This window comes from Bradyrhizobium sp. 1 (assembly GCF_023073315.1).
Classification (GTDB): domain Bacteria; phylum Pseudomonadota; class Alphaproteobacteria; order Rhizobiales; family Xanthobacteraceae; genus Bradyrhizobium.
The window spans coordinates 937708-953029 of record NZ_JADPJH010000033.1 but is presented as its reverse complement, the minus strand read 5'-3'; the positions used below and the strand labels follow the sequence as shown (position 1 = coordinate 953029).

Sequence of the window (15322 nt, the reverse complement as noted above, 5' to 3'; positions counted from 1 at the left end):
CTAGCGCCTCGTCGCCAGCTCAACCGCGCGCCCGCTTGTGCCGACGATCTCCACCTCGTCCTTGTCGCAGTTGAAGCCGCGGGCAAAATCGTCCGCGGCCTTGCGCGCAAGTTCATTGGCGTTCGGATTGGCGATGGCATCGATATAGGCGACATGGCAGACCGGCCCCGGCGGCAGCCGGGTCACGACCAGCATGGCCTTGGTGTTCGGACGGCCCTGCCTGTCGAGGTCGGTGCCATCGGCGATGTGCCAGCGCTGGATGATCGCAAAAGGCTTTGCGCCCGCGGCGCGCCATTCGACGGTGTTCTCCGACGAATTGAACGGGCCGAACCAGACCTGTGCCGCCGGCTCCCCGGCTGCCACCTTGCGGTTGCGGCCGACCGAGACGATTTCGCGAAGATCGTCCTCTGAGATCAGCACCACGAGCCCGGCCTTGCCCGGACACACCCGCGTCGTGCTGCCATCGAGCTCGCTGGGCTTGCCGATCTGGCGGCAGTCTTTTGGCGCGGCAGACGTGTATGTACTGCCCAGCGATTGGGCGTCGGCATTGCCAGCATGCGAGCAGGCAAGCAGCACGGCCAGGCAAACGAACGCAATACGCTTCATGACAACGCCCTGATGCAGCGGGAACTCCGTACCATCAGACGTCTTCATTGTGGGCAAGGTTCAAACAAGGGCGGGATATACCTGACAGCGGCGCGGAATCGTTCTAGAAGAGCGGCTTCGCTTGAGGCATCGGGCCTCGTTCGCGTCCTCATTCTCTCGATCATGCCAGACATCGCATCCCGCAAATCCTATCGTGTCGGCCGTTCCAAGACCGGACTCGGCCTCTTCGCCACCATGCCGATCAAGAAAGGCACCCGGATCATCCGTTATTACGGACCGATCCTGGACTCGCGGATTCCCGCGCATGACGCCATCGAGAACAAATATCTGTTCGAGCTCAATAACCGCTGGACCATCGACGGTTCGGTGCGCAAGAACCTCGCGCGCTACATCAACCATTCCTGCCGGCCCAACGCCGAATCCGACGTCCGGCCGCGGGAGCGCAAGGTCTTCATCCGCGCCATCAGGAACATCGAGCCGGGCGACGAGATCAACTACGATTACGGCACCGATTACTTCAAAGCCTATCTGAAGCCGATCGGCTGCAAGTGCCCGTCCTGCGAAGCCAAGCGCAAGAAGCTGCGCGCCGAGGCGCGGGTCGAGCGCGCCAAGGTGAAGGCGCGCGCGGAACGCAAAGCAGGGAAGGCCGGCACGAAGGCGGCCAAAAAGAAGAAGCTCAATGGTAAGGCCGTTGGCAAGAAGAACGGCGAGCGGGCATAGCCGTTAACCGCGGTGTCATGCCCCGCGAAAGCGGGGCATCCGGTACGCCGCAGCTTACCCGTATGCGTCTACTGTCTCGGAGGACTGAGTCGCCCGGTCAAGCCGGGCGACGACAGCAAGTGATGTGGCCTCACGCTGCCACCACATTCCCGCTCTTGCGCAATCCCACATATTGCAGCTCCGCGAGCACGCCGGTGGCGATCGCCTGCGCCACGACCATGAGCTCGCCGGCTAGGTTCGGCGAGACCGCGCCGGAGAGCAGTAGCGCGATGCTGCCGACCGTCCATGCGGCGTTACCGACCACAACCAGCAGCACCAGCGGCTTCGGCACCACAGCGCGCGCGGCTAGCCAGCCAACCAGCGCGGTGTAGGCGATCAGGAACAGGCCGGTCTCGCGTAGCAGCGCTTCAGGCAGGTTGAATAGCGCTGCGAATGCGACGGCGCCGAAGGTGAAGCCGAGCGCAGCGACGCCGCTGAAGATCGCGTCGGCGAGCAGGGCGCGGCGGAGGAAGGTGGATGCGTCAATCATCGTGGGGTCTCCATGGTTGGGGTGGGCTCGAGGTGAAAGGTCATTGCAGTCCGCGCCACCAGACGCGGAGCAGGCGTGCGAGGCGGAACGGGCAGAGGCTCCTGCCGACGCCGTGCTCGAAGGCTGTGACCTGCGCGACGACATAGTTGCCGGTCGAATGCACCAGCGGCTCGGGCATGTTGAGGCTGCGCGCCAGCACCCGGGTTGCGAATGCCATGGCCCAGGGTGCGATGTGGTCTGCGACGGTCCGGTAGAGCAGCAGCGCGATCATGGTCATCTCCTGTTGCGACCGAAGATGCGCGCGTCGCGGGCCCAATTCGATTACCTCAGACGTAATGGAAGCGCTGAAATCCGCGTGCTAGGTTTTCGACCATGAACGCACATGCATCCACGGCACGCACTGAGCCCAGCCAGCCGGTCCATATCGGCGACCATTTGCGCGAATGGCGGCAGCGCCGCCGCATGAGCCAGCTCGATCTCGCGGGCGATGCCGAGATCTCCGCGCGGCACTTAAGCTTCGTCGAGACCGGCCGCGCCGCGCCCTCGCGCGACATGGTGCTGCGGCTTGCCGAGCGTCTCGATGTGCCCTTGCGCGAACGCAACGTGCTGCTGGTCGCCGCCGGCTACGCGCCCGCGTTTCCGCAGCGTCGGCTGGAGGATCCCGCCTTGAAATCAGCCCGCCAGGCGATCGACCTCGTTCTCAAAGCGCACGAGCCCAATCCGGCGCTGGCCTATGACCGCCACTGGAACCTGGTCTCCGCCAACCGCATGGTGGCGCCGCTGCTCGACGGCATCCCGCAGCGTCTGCTCGGCCAGCCCTTCAACGTGCTCAGGCTCGCCTTCCATCCCGAGGCGCTGGCGCCGCGTACGGTCAATCTTGCGGAATGGTGCGGGCATCTGCTGGAGCGGCTGCACCGCCAATGCGAGGCGACCGCCGATCCTGAGCTGATCAAGCTGTACAACGATCTCAAAAGCTACCCCATCCCGGCGCGCTCAGCGCCGCTGTCGAGCGACAATGTCGCGATCCCCTTCAAGCTGCGGCATGACGGGGAGATACTCAGTTTCTTCTCCACCACCATGGTGTTCGGCACGCCCGTGGACATCACCCTGTCGGAGCTGGCGCTGGAGACGTTCTTTCCGGCCGACGAGCGCACATCCGAATGGTTGAAGCAGACGGCGGCGGCCATGGCCTAGCACCCTCATCGGGCGCACTTGCCTCGGGGCGCGTTCGGCTTATCTTGGGTCAAACCCAAACCGCCCGAAGGAGGCGCTCATGAGCACGCTGAAACCGCTCCAGATCGACGTCGTCTCCGACGTGGTGTGTCCGTGGTGCTATATCGGCAAACATCGCATCGAAAGCGCGCTGGCGCTGGTGCCCGACGTTCCCGTCAAGCTGAATTTCCGCCCGTTCTTCCTCAATCCCTGGGTGCCGCGCGAGGGTATCAGCCGCGAGGCCTATCTCACCCAGAAGTTCGGCTCGGTCGAAGCCTATAAGGGCATTGCGGGACGCGTCGTTGCGGCCGCGGGCGAGGAGGGCCTCGTCTACAAGCCGGAGCTGGTCGCGCGCCAGCCCAACACGACCGACTGCCATCGTCTGATCTTCTGGGCCGAGGCGATCGGCAAGGCGCCCGAGATGAAGCAGCGCCTGATGGAGCTGTACTTCCGGGACGGCGGCGATCTGACGGATGTGAACGTGCTGGTGCAGGCGGCGGCCGATGTGGGCCTCGATGCCGACGATGTGCGCAAACGCCTTGCCTCCGACGAGGAAGTCGCGCGCGTGTCGGCTGACGCGCAAGAGGCCGCCGAGAAGGGCATCTCCGGCGTGCCGACCTACGTGTTCGCGCAGAAATACGCCGTCTCCGGCGCGCAGGATCCGAACATGCTCGCACGCGCCATTCGTGAGGTCTCGGCGGAGATCAACGCACAGGCGGCGGAGTAGCTTTCCCTGACTTGCGGAGGCGGTGCGCCACACGTCGCGCGGCCTCGCGCGCGACGTTGAGGCTGACCAGGGCTCCGTGAATCAAAGCCACAACCGGATCGTTCCGCCGCAGCGGAATCAGCACGTCGCCGATGGCAATGCGTCCGCGCCAGATCGGATTGATCATGGGGTGGTCGGCGCTCGCGGTGGAATCCGCACTCGCAATGGCCGGATCGGCACAGAGGTGACGGGTGAGATCGAGCGTGAGCTGCGTGCCCGGCGAATATCTCGCGAAGCGTTCGTCGATGCCGAGCTTGAAGAAGAACGCGCGGTCCTGATGGCGCAGCACGATGCCGGCGGCGACCGGCGTCGTGCCGGCGCGAAGCGTGATGATCTCGCATTGCGCCGTGTCTGCCAGCGCCGGAACGGCGCGCCGGATGAAGGTCGCGTCGCCCGCATGCTGGATCAACGCGGTGCCGCGCTTGCCCTTCCAGCCGCTGGCTTCGAGCTGCAAAAATGTTTCGAGCGCTGGCCTGATGTCGTCCGGCTTGCGCGCGATTTCGAACACGACGGGGCCGTGCTCTTGGAGGCGATGGCGCTGGCGGCGCAGCTCCTTGAGCTTCTTGGTGCCGAGCGCATTGCGGAGCATCGTCTCGCCGTCTTGCGTCGCATCGAGGCTGGCGCGGACGTAGGAAGAGAGAACGCGGGGCTTCAGGCCGTCGCGATTGAGAACTTCTTTGAGCGCATTCATCGCTGCGCCGTCGAGTGCGACGTCGTTCAGCACGAGCGCATGCGCGCCGGCCTCGCGCGCCTGCTGCAACAGGCGTGCGGCCGCCTCGATCGGGGCGTCACGGTCGATCAGTGGGCTGCACAGCGTGCCATAGGGATGCGCGCTGACCAGCGCGGGCAGGGGGATCTTCAGGGCCTGCCAGAGCGAGATTACCGGCATCAGCCCGATCAACCGCTTCGAAGATCCGTCGAATGCGGGCAGCGCCGAGGCATCGGTGCGGCCGCGCGCGGTGGCGCTGACGGCGAGTTCCCAGGCGGGCAGGTAATATCCGTTCGGCTCGATCGCCCGCTGCGCGAGCGCGCGCCATTGGCCGGGGTCGATCGCTGCGAGCGGGACGAGCGCGCGCGCCATCGCGGCATCTTTTGCAGATGCCGGATTGATCGCTGCCTGATGCGCGATGTCGACCACGTCCCGTCCCCGTTCACGCGGGCTGAGCCCGTGTTACATGGTCATGCTTAGCGCAAAGATTGGAAAATACCGTTGGGACGCCGCTTCAATTCCAGTGGTATTATTAACGTCTCATTGAGCATGCGGGCGACAGGCGGCCGGATGCCTCGATGGATACGCAAGAATAGCTCTCGACCCGGAGGATCACGATGATCGTCACACCTTTTACGCCGATGACTTCGCTCCTCGGTGGCGCGCTGATCGGCCTGTCCGCCGTGCTGCTGATGTGGGCGACGGGGCGGATCGCCGGTGTCAGCGGCATCGCGGCGCGGCTGTTTCCCCCCTATGAGGACCGCGAACTCGCCGGCCGGCTCGCCTTCGTCGCAGGCCTGATCGCCGCGCCCCTATTGGTCCGCCTCGTCACAGGAAGCCTGCCGGCGCAAACGATCGCTGCGCCAACGCCGGTGCTGATCGTCGCCGGATTGCTCACCGGTTTCGGCGCGGTGTGGGGCAGCGGCTGCACATCCGGCCATGGCGTCTGCGGCCTGTCGCGGCTGTCGGTGCGCTCGCTGGTCGCGACCATCACCTTCATGGCGGCGGGCGTCGCCACGGTCTTCGTGATGCGGCACTGGAGCTGAGCCGATGGCGATTCTCATTCAATTTGCGATCGGCCTGATCTTCGGCCTCGGCCTCATCGTCTCGGGCATGTCGAATCCGGCCAAGGTGCTGAACTTTCTCGACGTCGGCGGCATTCCGGCAGGGACGTGGGACGCCAGCCTTGCCTTCGTCATGGCCGGCGCGGTCGCAGTGACCTTCATCGGATTCAGGCGCGTCCTGAAACTCGCGCGGCCGTCCTTCGCCGAACGCTTCTACGTCCCGACGCGAACGGACATCGATCCCAAGATTATCGTTGGTCCCGCCATCTTCGGCATCGGCTGGGGATTGGCCGGCTTCTGTCCCGGACCGGCGCTGACCGCGCTCGGATTCGGCTCGACCTCGGCCTTCATCTTCGTCGCCGCGATGTGCGCCGGCATGGTGCTCGCGCGCTTCATCGCGCAGCTCCCGTCGTCAACGTGCATCGTCACGCCGGCCGATCCGCTCGAGACCTGACGGAACGGGACCGGACGAGCTGTCTCGTCCGGTCCCGTCTCTCATGGTTTCATCGACTACCAGCGGTCGCCGCCGACACCGACGCCTACGCTGACGCCCGGTGCGCGAATGCCGACGCCGCCACGCGGACCATCGTCCCAGTCGCGATAGCTGCGGCGCTCGTAATATCGCTCGCGCGGCATCGAATTATAGGAGTCGCGCACGATCACGCGCGCGCCTCCGCGGGTGCGATAGCAATTGCCGGCATCATCGCACACGAGCCGGACTTGCTGAACGAGCGCGGGGTTGGCGTATTCGCTGGTCGTGTAGATATCGGCGGCCTTTGCGCCGCTCGCCGCCGCGAGGGCGCCGACGCCAGCCAGCAGTGCAATCGTAAAATTCCTCATCCTGTCCTCCTCCGAAACTGCCCTCGGCGGTAACAAGAAGGGGAGGCGGGGATCGTTCCGGGCGACTTACAGGTTTTTCCCGGAACCGCTCGCATGCCGCGGTTTGTTCCTCTCGTCTCACGTCGGGAAGATGAGGCACGTCGTCGTGCCATGGGCAAGCAATCGGCCCTTGGCATCTGTCACGCGTCCGTCGGCCGTTCCAATGCGACGGCCGCAATTCAGGACCCTGCCTTCGGCCGTGATCGGGCCTGTCTCCGGCGTGATCGGCCGCAGCAGCGAGATCTTGAACTCGAGCGTTGTCTGGCCGATTCCCTTGTCAAGCGTCGATTGGATTGCCAAACCCATGCAACTGTCGAGCAAGGTGGCCGTGAGGCCGCCATGCACCGTGCCTGCCGGATTGAGGTGAGCGCCGGTGGGCACGAGCGCGACGACGACACGGCCGCTCTCGGCTTCCCACGTCATAGCCGAGGGTCTGCGCGATCGTGTTGAGGGGGAGTGTTCCAGCTGCAAGGCCCTGGACGAATTCGAGCCCGCTCATCTGGTTCTGACGTTCGGCATCAACTGTTCCGTAGATCCTGCTGGCCATTGATGTCCTCGTTGTTGCTCAGCCGACCGCGAACCTGCGCTCGCAGCTTCTTTTTCGGAATGCCGAAGGCGGACGACCGTAGAGTTGCGCGAACGCCGTGCTCATACGTCGCACGCTTGAAAAGCCGGAGCGTTCCGCCACGGCCGCGATCGGAAGATCGCTGGTGTCAAGCAGCCGCTTGGCGCGCTGCACACGGAGCGAGAGGGCCACTTGCAGCGGGGATGCGTCGAGATGCCGGGCGAACAAGCGCGTCAGATGACGCGTACCGACTCCCAGTCGTTCGGCTAGCCGATCCACGCTGCTGCGATCCAGCTCTCCGGCTTCGATGAAGGCGAGCGCACGTTCAACCGTTGTCCGTGTGCCCTTCCACGCTGGACAGAACGGGGCGGTTTCTGGACGACATCTGAGGCAGGGGCGGAAGCCGGCCTGCTCGGCAGCGGCGGCGCTTCGATCGAATGCAACGCGCGAGCGGAGTTTTTGCTGGACAGACAGGGCGGCAGTAGATTCCGGTCGTCTTCACCGCGACGAACACGATGCCGTCCATTGCTGCGTCACGGCGGCGAAGGGCTTCGTATCGTGCGTCGAACTCTGGCATGGCCTCGCTATACTGGCCGGACCTTTGCGGTGCGAGTCCGGTCTGATGACCACGTCTGAAAACGACCGAGCTAGATCGGCTCATAACTTTCCGTGCCGCAGATGTCGTCAGCCTCCGCGCGGCGGCGATCGACGACCTTTCCGCCGTTGATGGTCACGACATAGGTCTGGGGGCCGAGCGAAGAGCCGGTTGCCGAGGTGAGCTGCGCGCGGACGCAGGCTGTCCAGCCCGGTCCGCGCACCTCGCGATGCGGCGAAGCGACATGCACCTCGCGCGGATAGGACGTGTTGAGGAAGACGCTATCGATCTGCTCGCGCACCACGCGCTTGACGTCGGGGGGCGGCTCGTGCGGCGGCTGCTCGGCTTCCTTGATGCGCATGAACTCGGGCACGGGCGCGCGGCTGTCGGCAAAGCCGCAGGCCCCAAGCGCAAGCGCGCCGGCCAGCAGCGTCACATGGGCAATAATCCGCAACATCCGTGAAGGTCCCCTGCGGGCCAACAGATAGGCACGAATGCGATCCGACGAAGTCCGGGCTGATCAAGATTTGCTGAGCGCAAGATATCCAGAAGGCCTGGAACCCGCGGCATTTGCTATTACGGGATTGCAGGCTAGTTTGTACCCCAGATGAGGGGAATTGCGCCAATGAGGATTTTGGTCATAGCGGCTGCGGTGTTGGCGCTGGCAGCTGGGTCGGCGCAGGCGCAGATGGGCGCCGGCGCTAAGCGCCAGGGCAATGAGGGCCCCAAGGCGGACAACAAGCCCAAGGTCGATGAAAAGGCCTATAAGGCCGCGCTCGAGCGCATTCCGGAACCCAAGGAGAAGTACGATCCCTGGAGCGGAGCCCGTCCAAGCGAGCCAGCCAAGAAACCAAAATAGAGTGAGACGGGCGTTGCGGACCGGCCTGCGAATTCCGGCCGCACTCGCTGGGCTTCTGTTGTTTGCAGTGCGGCCATGCTCCGCTTGGGAAAGTTGGGGCGGCGATGCCGGCGGCTCGCGCTTCTCGCCATTGCAACAGATCTCGCCCGACAATGTCGGCCAACTCGTCCGCGCCTTCGAATATCACACCGGCGATCTCACCGCGCGCTCGCTCGAAGTGATGCGGCGAACCAAATTCCAGGCGACGCCGCTGTTCGTCGAGGACAGCCTGATCTTCTGCTCGCCTTTCAACGAGGTGATCGCGCTCGATCCCGGCACGGGTGCGCAGAAATGGCGCTACGATCCGAAGATCGCGACCAATCAGCGTCCCGCCAATCGCTATGTCTGCCGCGGTGTCACCTGGTGGGGCGATGACGCGGCGCCCGCGAACGCCGCCTGCCGGTCGCGCATCTTCATGGGCACCAACGACGTCCGCCTGATCGCGCTCGATGCGAAGACGGGAAGTCCCTGTGCCGATTTCGGCAAGGGCGGCGAGATCAAGCTTGAGATCGGCATGAAGCTCGAATGGCCGGGCGAATTCCAGATCACCTCGCCGCCGGCTGTCGGCCGTGGTGTCGTCGTGGTCGGCTCGTCCATTGGCGACAACCGCCGCGTCGACGCGCCGAGCGGCGTGGTGCGCGCGTTCGACGCGCGCACTGGTCAAACGCGCTGGACCTTCGAGCCGCTCAAGCGCGACGGCATCGAGGCCGGTCACGCCAATGTCTGGGCGCCGATGTCGGTCGACGAGGCGCGCGGGCTGGTTTTCCTGCCGACGTCCTCGCCGTCGCCGGATTTTTGGGGCGGCAAGCGGCCGGGCAATAACGAGCACGCCAATTCGGTGGTCGCGCTGCGCATCGAGACCGGCGAGATCGCATGGGCCTTCCAGACCGTGCATCACGACGTCTGGGATTACGATTTGCCGGCGCAGCCGACCCTGGCGCGCATCGACACCGGGGACGGTCAGCGCGACGTCGTGATTCAGCCGACCAAGCAGGGCTTTGTCTTCGTGCTCGATCGCGACACCGGCAAGCCGGTGTGGCCGGTGGAAGAGCGCGCGGTGCCGCAAGGCGGCGCAGAAGGCGAACAACTGTCGCCGACGCAGCCGTTCCCGACGCATGTTCCGGCGCTGACGTCGCAGAAAATCTCGACTGAGGATGCGCTCTCGCTGCTGCCGGGCTTGCGCCGTTCGTTCTGCGAGCGCCAGTTCGCGGAGGCGCGCAATGAGGGCCTGTTCACGCCGCCTTCAGTACAGGGGGGGACGTTGGAGTTTCCCTTCACCGGCGGCGGCGTGAACTGGGGCAGCGCGGCGTTCGATCCGGTCAACCAGATCCTCTACGCTAACACCGGCCGCGCCGTTCATCTCATCAAGCTGATCCCGCGCGCGGAAGCTGCCGGATTCAATCCGCCGCCTGGTCATGATTTTGGCCAGCAGACGGGCGCGCCGTTCGCGATGTCGCGCGCGGTGGCGATGTCGCCGCTCGGGTTTCTTTGTAACAAGCCGCCATGGGGCGAGATGGTCGCGGTCGATCTGAAGGCCGGCAAGATTCTCTGGCGTTCGACGGTCGGCACCACCGAGGATCTGGCGCCGCTCGGCCTGCCGCTGCCCTGGGGCGCGCCGCTCGTCAACGGGCTCGCGGTCACCGCGGGCGGTATCGTCTTCACTGGTGCGATGGATGCTTATTTGCGCGCCTTCGATGCGCGCAACGGAAGAGAGCTGTGGCAGGGCCGGCTGCCGGTGCCAGGCGTCGCCAATCCCATGACCTATCTCTGGAAGGGCGAGCAATATGTCGCGATCGGCGCCGGCGGTCACTCCGAGGTCGGCACCTCGATCGGCGACAGCGTCGTTGCGTTTCGCCTGGCGCGGCCCGGCGAGGGGCCCTCGCTGTGGTCACGCACGATCGATCGTCCGGGCGGACGGTTCTTTGCGACATCGTCGGCGATCGTGCTCGCGATCATCGCGCTCGTGATCGCGGGCCTGCGCTGGCGTCGCCGAAATCGTATCACGCGAGCATGACACCGCATCGCGCGCGCCATGCGAACAGACATTCACACGCTATGTACTACTGTACGAAAGCTAATCCGATGCGCCTGTCGCTGCGCCAAACGGCGCGGCAATTCCGCTCGAAATTGTCGCGCGCGATCGAGAGCGTGAATGATTGCGGCAATGCGACGGGAGCATCGAGGTCGATTGCAGCGCCGCTTTCCGATATGTTTCGTACCGTGCACGCGATTCCGCGATTTTCAAAGGTGAGCGTTCCACCCTTGAAAATACGGTGACGCGGCGCTGCACGCTTCTCGATCATCGGCATTAATCCATAACGACGATTGTGAAGTAGTGCATAGAAATTACGTTGAAATAAACTCAATACTGGCGCTACTTGCACTGCGCTTCAGACTTCGTTTACGACGTTGGAGCGGTGAGTCACCCGCCGACTTTCCTGATAAATCTTTCTTTTATGGCCTTACGCGCCGATGGAGATTCCGATGAAGACCAAGCTTTCGATCTTGTTCGCTGCAGCGCTCTCGCTGTCGTCCATGCCCGCCCACGCCACCAAGCTCGATCTCGCGACCATGAGCTGCAAGCAATTCCTCGAGAGCGGCGACGACACCATCAAGATGGTGCTGACCTGGATGGACGGCTGGTACAAGGGCGACGAGGACAACGCGATCATCGACACCGACGTGTTCGTCGACAACGCCAAGAAGTTCGGCACCTATTGCGGCACCAATCCGAACGTCAGCATTGTCACCGCAGCCGACGAAGTGCTCGGCAAGTGATCTGCGCAACTCCTGACGTGCGATAGTAATCGCGCCTCAGCATGTTGCCTTGATCCGATGTGATCGAGAGCCGCGGAGCGCTTTTGCGCTCACGCGGCTCTCTGCTTTTCGGGCGATGCTCACCCCGGCAGCATCGCGAATGCGCTCGACACCATCGCCACCTGCTTGTTGTCGGACGCCGAGAGCAGCGTGACGCGGCCGAAGCTCATGGTGCGCCCGAGCCGCACCACGCGAGCATCCGCAAGCACGTCCGAGGAGGAGACCGCGCGCATGAAATGCGTGGTCTGGTCGACCGTGGTCATCGGACGGTAGCCACGGCTGGCGGCAAGGTTCGCGATCACCATCGCGGTGTCGGCGAGCGCCATCAGTGCCTGGCCGCAGACCACGCCGCCGTTGCGGCACAGCCGCTCCGAGAACGGCATGCGCAGCAGCGCGCCCGGCTGCCAGTCCGGCGCATCCGCAGGCTGTACGTGCTCGATGCGTTCGACCGAGAGGTTGAGATCCTGGACCCAGGGCGCAAAGACCTCGCCGAGGATGCGTCTGGCATCGATGATGCCGAACTCGGCTTCTGGCTGCGATGGCATTGCTGGTGTGTCCTCCCTTGTTGCCGGATATTTCGGCCATTCTGCGCGGATCGGCGCGGCAAAGTCACCCGGCCTGGAGCGGTCCGGTCGGCTTGAAAATGCCTGACTTGGCCCGATATGATGCCATGCTTGGGAGCAGGTGGGCGATGTTGCGTCGGTATGTCCTCATGTTTTGGCTGGTGGCGCTCGGCCTGGTGCTGAACGGGTGCACCCGATGCGGCCCGATCTGGGACGATTGGCTGCACGCCCCGAAATCGTGCAGATCGGACCGGCTCTAGCGCGGCATTCGGCCCTGAACGGGCCGTTGACAGACAAGCCGTTGACAGGAATGACGGGGCGCGGTTGATCCGCCCCCTGTGGATGATCGAGGAGTGCATGATGAAGCTTTTCCGTATGGCGGCGGTGCTGCTGGCCGTGCTGGCGGGACCGGCCTACGCGCAAATGCCCAATATCAATTTGCTGCAGGAAGGGCCGGGCAAGACCCCCGAGGAGAAGGCCGCCGATGTCGAGCGCGATAAGGCCTACAAGGAAACGCTGAAGAAGATCCCCGACGCCAAGGCGTCCAACGATCCCTGGGGCGGCATGCGCTCCGATCCGCCGCCGAAGCAGGCCGCGCCGAAGGCATCGACTGCCTCCAGCGTGCCGAAGAAGAAGTCCGGCGCGACCGCGAATTGATCCTGCCGCCCGAGCGGAGGCGGTTGACGCCTCCGGCCGGGACTCCTCTTCGTCCGGCCCGCTCCCTACATTGTCGGTAGTTGTTGCGTAGAGGAGGGAGGTCATGGCCGATCGTCCGCGGGATCTTGCCGAGCGGATGGCGCGCCGGCGCAAGATCGGCGACAAGCCGGCGATGCGCAGCGACGATGGTTATCTGCGCGAGACCTTCACCCTGCCGCGCGCGGCGGCGCGGGCGAGGGCGCAGGCCTTCTTCACCCGCTATCCCAAGGCCGGCTATATGAGCGCGGTCGAGACTTGGCGCGAGCTGCCGGGCGGCGACATCGAATTCACCATGCGGCGGTTGCCCAGCGCGGATTAGCCGCCCGCCGCCGGCGACGATGCGGAACACGGCCGCTCTCAGGCCATCTTGCGCCCGACGGCCTTCAGTTCCCGATCGATACGCAGCTGCACCCGCCGGATTGCCAGGAGATCAATCTTGGTCTCGGTCTTGCCGCTCTTGAGCTGCTCGCCGATGCGGAACTGCCACTGCCAGATACCAGGAATTGCCGTCTTGGCGACGGTGAACTCAACGCCCCTGTGATTCATGGTCACCTCCCACGATTCACCCTCGATCACAGGAACACGTTGGGCGTCTAAATATTCCGGGGACAAGCAAAATCTGCTGGTAAGCCTTGGATAGTTCACGGAAATCTTGAAAGCGCGCGCGCTCCGAAACAAACGAAATCGGATTCCGAAAGATGCGGCCTCCGCAAGGTAGCGTGGGACCATCAGACCTTGCGCGGATGCGATCGGGCGCGGCTGAGGAACTCTGTTCATGGTCGGAGAACCACGGAGCGTTTGGTCGTCCCGTGTCGCTGCCTGACGGGTTCCGCCATTCAGAAAGAACAGGCGACTTGTCCTCATTGCCACTTTTGCATGTGCACGGAACTCGCGGCACTGATCGAGCGCCCGCGGCTCCCGGCACAACGCCGTCGCGATGAACGTCACGGCATGTGCCTTGCTTGACCCGACCACGGCAAGCAACACGGGTGCATCATGCTCGGCATTCCCCGCCGCTACAGTCATTTCGTTTTCGGCGTGATCCAGTCCGGACTGACCTCGCTGATCGCAGCCGGAATCGCCAGCTTGCCCGCTGATGGTGCCATGCTGTTCGTGCGGCACTGGATGGTGACGTGGCTGATCGCATGGGCTGCGATGCTGCCCGTGGTGCTGCTGGCGGCGCCCGCAATCCGCGCCTTCTCGCTGCGGCTGACGCGGGAGGAGCGGGGCGCGTGAGGCCTCCGGCCGGCATGAAAAAACCCCGCTTGGGGAGAGCCAAGCGGGGCGAAGGTTATTGGAGGCTGAGGTGCTGGGCTGCAACACCATAGCCAAACGACCCTAGCGGGCCGAGCTTACGACAGCCTGACAAAGCCGGCAGATCCGGTCCGGACCGGCGCGCGTCGATGCCCGCAAAACAGAAAACCCCGCTCGTGGCGGAGCGGGGTCGTCGGCTGGGTATGGAGGCCCGGTGTTGGTCCACCGGACAACGCAACATTAGAGGAGCAGGCTTACACTCGCCTGACGGCCGCGCCGAAAGCTCAAGCCCGCGTGGCCGCAGACTGGCCCCGCACCCGTCCCAATTCGGCCATCCGATCGCACAACTGGAGCCACACCCCTCGGCGAGATTCCACGCCGTCAGGCGCAGCCATGGGGGAAACGTGGCGCGCCGACAGCGGGGTGGCATCATGGATAAGGTCGAGCGGTCATTCGCCGCCGCGACGGCGGCTGGCTTCGTGGTCCTGGTGATCGGAATAGCGCTGCTGGCGCTGCTGTAGGCCCGTACGGGCCGGCATCCGGCGGATGAGCGCGCGCCTTGAGGGTGGGGCGCCAGGGACCACCGGCGCGCCATCAAAAACGGGAAAACAACCCCATGCACAGTAGGAAGCTGCAGGATTTCGCTGTCGGATCAGTGACTTATAAGTAGTATTTAGATACCTTTACCGCGCGCAACGACGGCGTATGGGCTGTCCGCCCTACCGCCGGAGCCCTCGCTCCGCCCGAAGCTGATCCCGATCCTAATGAACCTTGATCGCGTCCAGCGGCAAATGGAGCTCGGCGGCACGCTCCTGACGATCCTTCTTGCGGAACTCGTTCTCCTTCCGCTCGAACTTGATCATCTCCTCGTGCGCCGCCTCGAGCAGAGGATTGCGCCTGGTAGCATCATGCTGCGTGTTTTCCGTCACGGCCAAGGTCCCCATTGTTGCGCTCGAACCCAAAAGAAGTCCGCACACCGCGGAAGGTTCGATGCCGCAGGATTGCGGAATTATGACGGCGAGCGGGCTGCGCGTCTTTGATGCACGTCAGCTTCAGGCGAACAAGCGCGCTGCGAGGCAAGCCAGCGCGACTAATTCGGCGGTTGAAGCCCGGGAGACTTGGCCCAGTCGTGCAGATGATTGGCTACGTCGGCCTGACGGGCCTTCTTGAGCAGGGCGTCCCGCTCGGGACCTGCGGGAAGCTTTGAAGCCTGCTCCTGGACCTGTTTCACCCATGCCGAGAGCCGATCCTGAAGGGTCAGCTTTTGCTTGAAACGCCGCCGTTTGAGCATGGTGTACTCCTTATCCATCCGTGGAAAGCGGGAGCGCGATCGGCGTTCTCATCACCGGTAGCAGCCACGGTCCGTGCGGTGATGGCCCATTAAGCTCCCGACTGACGGATCCGGTCTGTCCATTTGTGCACACACGCGAGTGCGGCGGCCGACCAGAC

General features: G+C 64.4%; 24 protein-coding genes and 1 pseudogene. 11 read left to right on the top strand and 14 right to left on the bottom strand.

Going from position 1 to position 15322, the window contains the following annotated elements:
* Complete coding sequence (locus tag IVB29_RS29655) at positions 1-606, bottom strand: hypothetical protein (protein WP_247506918.1); 606 nt, start codon at positions 604-606, stop codon at positions 1-3.
* Between the two features lie 162 nt (positions 607-768).
* On the opposite strand from IVB29_RS29655, the gene IVB29_RS29650 reads away from it, so the two are divergent.
* Positions 769-1326: an SET domain-containing protein gene (locus tag IVB29_RS29650; protein WP_247506917.1), complete on the top strand. Its 558-nt coding sequence runs from the start codon at positions 769-771 to the stop codon at positions 1324-1326.
* A gap of 130 nt (positions 1327-1456) precedes the next feature.
* Here IVB29_RS29650 and IVB29_RS29645 read toward each other — a convergent pair whose 3' ends face one another.
* Together IVB29_RS29645 and IVB29_RS29640 are read right to left on the bottom strand one after the other, a co-directional pair.
* Positions 1457-1855, bottom strand: coding sequence for a hypothetical protein (locus tag IVB29_RS29645; protein WP_247506916.1), 399 nt, complete (start codon positions 1853-1855; stop codon positions 1457-1459).
* 40 nt (positions 1856-1895) lie between these two features.
* Positions 1896-2126, bottom strand: a complete 231-nt coding sequence (locus IVB29_RS29640) for a hypothetical protein (RefSeq protein WP_247506915.1) — start codon at positions 2124-2126, stop codon at positions 1896-1898.
* Positions 2127-2227: 101 nt separating this feature from the next.
* On the opposite strand from IVB29_RS29640, the gene IVB29_RS29635 reads away from it, so the two are divergent.
* Positions 2228-3049, top strand: a complete 822-nt coding sequence (locus IVB29_RS29635) for a helix-turn-helix transcriptional regulator (RefSeq protein ID WP_247506914.1) — start codon at positions 2228-2230, stop codon at positions 3047-3049.
* A 79-nt stretch (positions 3050-3128) separates the two neighbouring features.
* The gene (locus IVB29_RS29630; protein WP_247506912.1) at positions 3129-3794 is read left to right on the top strand and encodes a DsbA family oxidoreductase; all 666 of its coding nucleotides are present in this window, start codon (positions 3129-3131) and stop codon (positions 3792-3794) included.
* On the opposite strand, the gene IVB29_RS29625 is transcribed toward IVB29_RS29630, so the two are convergent.
* On the bottom strand, positions 3772-4971 hold the full coding sequence (locus tag IVB29_RS29625) for a GNAT family N-acetyltransferase (protein ID WP_247506911.1): 1200 nt from the start codon (positions 4969-4971) through the stop codon (positions 3772-3774). The two genes, IVB29_RS29630 and IVB29_RS29625, sit on opposite strands and share 23 nt — an antisense overlap.
* A 188-nt stretch (positions 4972-5159) precedes the next feature.
* On the opposite strand from IVB29_RS29625, the gene IVB29_RS29620 reads away from it, so the two are divergent.
* Positions 5160-5588 carry a YeeE/YedE family protein gene (locus IVB29_RS29620; protein WP_247506910.1) on the top strand — a complete coding sequence of 143 codons (429 nt, stop codon included), beginning with the start codon at positions 5160-5162 and terminating at the stop codon, positions 5586-5588.
* Between the two features lie 4 nt (positions 5589-5592).
* Positions 5593-6060, top strand: a complete 468-nt coding sequence (locus IVB29_RS29615; protein ID WP_247506909.1) for a DUF6691 family protein — start codon at positions 5593-5595, stop codon at positions 6058-6060.
* A 56-nt stretch (positions 6061-6116) separates the two neighbouring features.
* Here the strand turns inward: IVB29_RS29615 and IVB29_RS29610 are convergent, their stop codons facing one another.
* The 5 genes and pseudogenes from IVB29_RS29610 to IVB29_RS29595 all read right to left on the bottom strand — a co-directional run bounded on the left by IVB29_RS29610 (position 6117) and on the right by IVB29_RS29595 (position 8102).
* A complete protein-coding gene (locus IVB29_RS29610; protein WP_247506908.1) occupies positions 6117-6446 on the bottom strand; it encodes a hypothetical protein in 330 nt (109 codons plus the stop codon).
* A 117-nt stretch (positions 6447-6563) separates the two neighbouring features.
* The gene (locus IVB29_RS29605; protein ID WP_247506907.1) at positions 6564-6908 is read right to left on the bottom strand and encodes a PaaI family thioesterase; all 345 of its coding nucleotides are present in this window, start codon (positions 6906-6908) and stop codon (positions 6564-6566) included.
* 142 nt (positions 6909-7050) lie between these two features.
* Positions 7051-7329 (bottom strand): helix-turn-helix domain-containing protein, encoded by a 279-nt coding sequence (locus tag IVB29_RS38590; protein WP_346731314.1) that lies wholly within the window; start codon positions 7327-7329, stop codon positions 7051-7053.
* A 153-nt stretch (positions 7330-7482) separates the two neighbouring features.
* Positions 7483-7576: pseudogene (locus IVB29_RS38585) on the bottom strand (Ada metal-binding domain-containing protein); the annotation flags it as partial.
* Between the two features lie 121 nt (positions 7577-7697).
* A complete protein-coding gene (locus tag IVB29_RS29595; RefSeq protein ID WP_247506906.1) occupies positions 7698-8102 on the bottom strand; it encodes a hypothetical protein in 405 nt (134 codons plus the stop codon).
* Between the two features lie 168 nt (positions 8103-8270).
* Here IVB29_RS29595 and IVB29_RS29590 point away from each other — a divergent pair, with 168 nt between their 5' ends.
* Positions 8271-8504 carry a hypothetical protein gene (locus tag IVB29_RS29590; RefSeq protein WP_247506905.1) on the top strand — a complete coding sequence of 78 codons (234 nt, stop codon included), beginning with the start codon at positions 8271-8273 and terminating at the stop codon, positions 8502-8504.
* A 1-nt stretch (position 8505) separates the two neighbouring features.
* On the top strand, positions 8506-10557 hold the full coding sequence (locus IVB29_RS29585) for a pyrroloquinoline quinone-dependent dehydrogenase (protein WP_247506904.1): 2052 nt from the start codon (positions 8506-8508) through the stop codon (positions 10555-10557).
* Between the two features lie 46 nt (positions 10558-10603).
* On the opposite strand, the gene IVB29_RS29580 is transcribed toward IVB29_RS29585, so the two are convergent.
* The gene (locus tag IVB29_RS29580) at positions 10604-10846 is read right to left on the bottom strand and encodes a PilZ domain-containing protein (protein ID WP_247506903.1); all 243 of its coding nucleotides are present in this window, start codon (positions 10844-10846) and stop codon (positions 10604-10606) included.
* A gap of 181 nt (positions 10847-11027) precedes the next feature.
* Between IVB29_RS29580 and IVB29_RS29575 the strand changes: the two genes are divergently transcribed.
* On the top strand, positions 11028-11321 hold the full coding sequence (locus IVB29_RS29575; RefSeq protein ID WP_247506902.1) for an HdeA/HdeB family chaperone: 294 nt from the start codon (positions 11028-11030) through the stop codon (positions 11319-11321).
* A gap of 119 nt (positions 11322-11440) precedes the next feature.
* On the opposite strand, the gene IVB29_RS29570 is transcribed toward IVB29_RS29575, so the two are convergent.
* The gene (locus tag IVB29_RS29570; RefSeq protein ID WP_247506901.1) at positions 11441-11905 is read right to left on the bottom strand and encodes a PaaI family thioesterase; all 465 of its coding nucleotides are present in this window, start codon (positions 11903-11905) and stop codon (positions 11441-11443) included.
* A 378-nt stretch (positions 11906-12283) separates the two neighbouring features.
* Here IVB29_RS29570 and IVB29_RS29565 point away from each other — a divergent pair, with 378 nt between their 5' ends.
* Complete coding sequence (locus tag IVB29_RS29565; RefSeq protein ID WP_247507012.1) at positions 12284-12580, top strand: hypothetical protein; 297 nt, start codon at positions 12284-12286, stop codon at positions 12578-12580.
* Positions 12581-12683: 103 nt separating this feature from the next.
* Complete coding sequence (locus IVB29_RS29560; RefSeq protein WP_247506900.1) at positions 12684-12938, top strand: hypothetical protein; 255 nt, start codon at positions 12684-12686, stop codon at positions 12936-12938.
* 38 nt (positions 12939-12976) lie between these two features.
* Here IVB29_RS29560 and IVB29_RS29555 read toward each other — a convergent pair whose 3' ends face one another.
* Positions 12977-13165, bottom strand: a complete 189-nt coding sequence (locus IVB29_RS29555; protein ID WP_247507011.1) for a hypothetical protein — start codon at positions 13163-13165, stop codon at positions 12977-12979.
* A 450-nt stretch (positions 13166-13615) separates the two neighbouring features.
* Here IVB29_RS29555 and IVB29_RS29550 point away from each other — a divergent pair, with 450 nt between their 5' ends.
* Positions 13616-13855, top strand: a complete 240-nt coding sequence (locus IVB29_RS29550; RefSeq protein ID WP_247506899.1) for a DUF2798 domain-containing protein — start codon at positions 13616-13618, stop codon at positions 13853-13855.
* Positions 13856-14634: 779 nt separating this feature from the next.
* On the opposite strand, the gene IVB29_RS29545 is transcribed toward IVB29_RS29550, so the two are convergent.
* On the bottom strand, positions 14635-14817 hold the full coding sequence (locus IVB29_RS29545; RefSeq protein WP_247507014.1) for a hypothetical protein: 183 nt from the start codon (positions 14815-14817) through the stop codon (positions 14635-14637).
* A 146-nt stretch (positions 14818-14963) separates the two neighbouring features.
* A complete protein-coding gene (locus IVB29_RS29540; RefSeq protein WP_247506898.1) occupies positions 14964-15164 on the bottom strand; it encodes a hypothetical protein in 201 nt (66 codons plus the stop codon).
* Positions 15165-15322: the final 158 nt, after the last annotated feature.

Bases quoted from the DNA above. Each gene is read 5' to 3' on its own strand.
- IVB29_RS29605 (WP_247506907.1), bottom strand. From the start codon at position 6,908: ATGACGTGGGAAGCCGAGAGCGGCCGTGTCGTCGTCGCGCTCGTGCCC.
- IVB29_RS29590 (WP_247506905.1), top strand. From the start codon at position 8,271: ATGAGGATTTTGGTCATAGCGGCTGCGGTGTTGGCGCTGGCAGCTGGG.
- IVB29_RS29575 (WP_247506902.1), top strand. From the start codon at position 11,028: ATGAAGACCAAGCTTTCGATCTTGTTCGCTGCAGCGCTCTCGCTGTCG.
- IVB29_RS29640 (WP_247506915.1), bottom strand. From the start codon at position 2,126: ATGATCGCGCTGCTGCTCTACCGGACCGTCGCAGACCACATCGCACCC.
- IVB29_RS29570 (WP_247506901.1), bottom strand. From the start codon at position 11,905: ATGCCATCGCAGCCAGAAGCCGAGTTCGGCATCATCGATGCCAGACGC.
- IVB29_RS29620 (WP_247506910.1), top strand. From the start codon at position 5,160: ATGATCGTCACACCTTTTACGCCGATGACTTCGCTCCTCGGTGGCGCG.
- IVB29_RS29550 (WP_247506899.1), top strand. From the start codon at position 13,616: ATGCTCGGCATTCCCCGCCGCTACAGTCATTTCGTTTTCGGCGTGATC.
- IVB29_RS29540 (WP_247506898.1), bottom strand. From the start codon at position 15,164: ATGCTCAAACGGCGGCGTTTCAAGCAAAAGCTGACCCTTCAGGATCGG.
- IVB29_RS29565 (WP_247507012.1), top strand. From the start codon at position 12,284: ATGAAGCTTTTCCGTATGGCGGCGGTGCTGCTGGCCGTGCTGGCGGGA.
- IVB29_RS29610 (WP_247506908.1), bottom strand. From the start codon at position 6,446: ATGAGGAATTTTACGATTGCACTGCTGGCTGGCGTCGGCGCCCTCGCG.
- IVB29_RS29635 (WP_247506914.1), top strand. From the start codon at position 2,228: ATGAACGCACATGCATCCACGGCACGCACTGAGCCCAGCCAGCCGGTC.
- IVB29_RS29615 (WP_247506909.1), top strand. From the start codon at position 5,593: ATGGCGATTCTCATTCAATTTGCGATCGGCCTGATCTTCGGCCTCGGC.
- IVB29_RS29650 (WP_247506917.1), top strand. From the start codon at position 769: ATGCCAGACATCGCATCCCGCAAATCCTATCGTGTCGGCCGTTCCAAG.
- IVB29_RS29555 (WP_247507011.1), bottom strand. From the start codon at position 13,165: ATGAATCACAGGGGCGTTGAGTTCACCGTCGCCAAGACGGCAATTCCT.
- IVB29_RS29655 (WP_247506918.1), bottom strand. From the start codon at position 606: ATGAAGCGTATTGCGTTCGTTTGCCTGGCCGTGCTGCTTGCCTGCTCG.
- IVB29_RS29630 (WP_247506912.1), top strand. From the start codon at position 3,129: ATGAGCACGCTGAAACCGCTCCAGATCGACGTCGTCTCCGACGTGGTG.
- IVB29_RS29595 (WP_247506906.1), bottom strand. From the start codon at position 8,102: ATGTTGCGGATTATTGCCCATGTGACGCTGCTGGCCGGCGCGCTTGCG.
- IVB29_RS29560 (WP_247506900.1), top strand. From the start codon at position 12,684: ATGGCCGATCGTCCGCGGGATCTTGCCGAGCGGATGGCGCGCCGGCGC.
- IVB29_RS29580 (WP_247506903.1), bottom strand. From the start codon at position 10,846: ATGATCGAGAAGCGTGCAGCGCCGCGTCACCGTATTTTCAAGGGTGGA.
- IVB29_RS29645 (WP_247506916.1), bottom strand. From the start codon at position 1,855: ATGATTGACGCATCCACCTTCCTCCGCCGCGCCCTGCTCGCCGACGCG.
- IVB29_RS29545 (WP_247507014.1), bottom strand. From the start codon at position 14,817: ATGGGGACCTTGGCCGTGACGGAAAACACGCAGCATGATGCTACCAGG.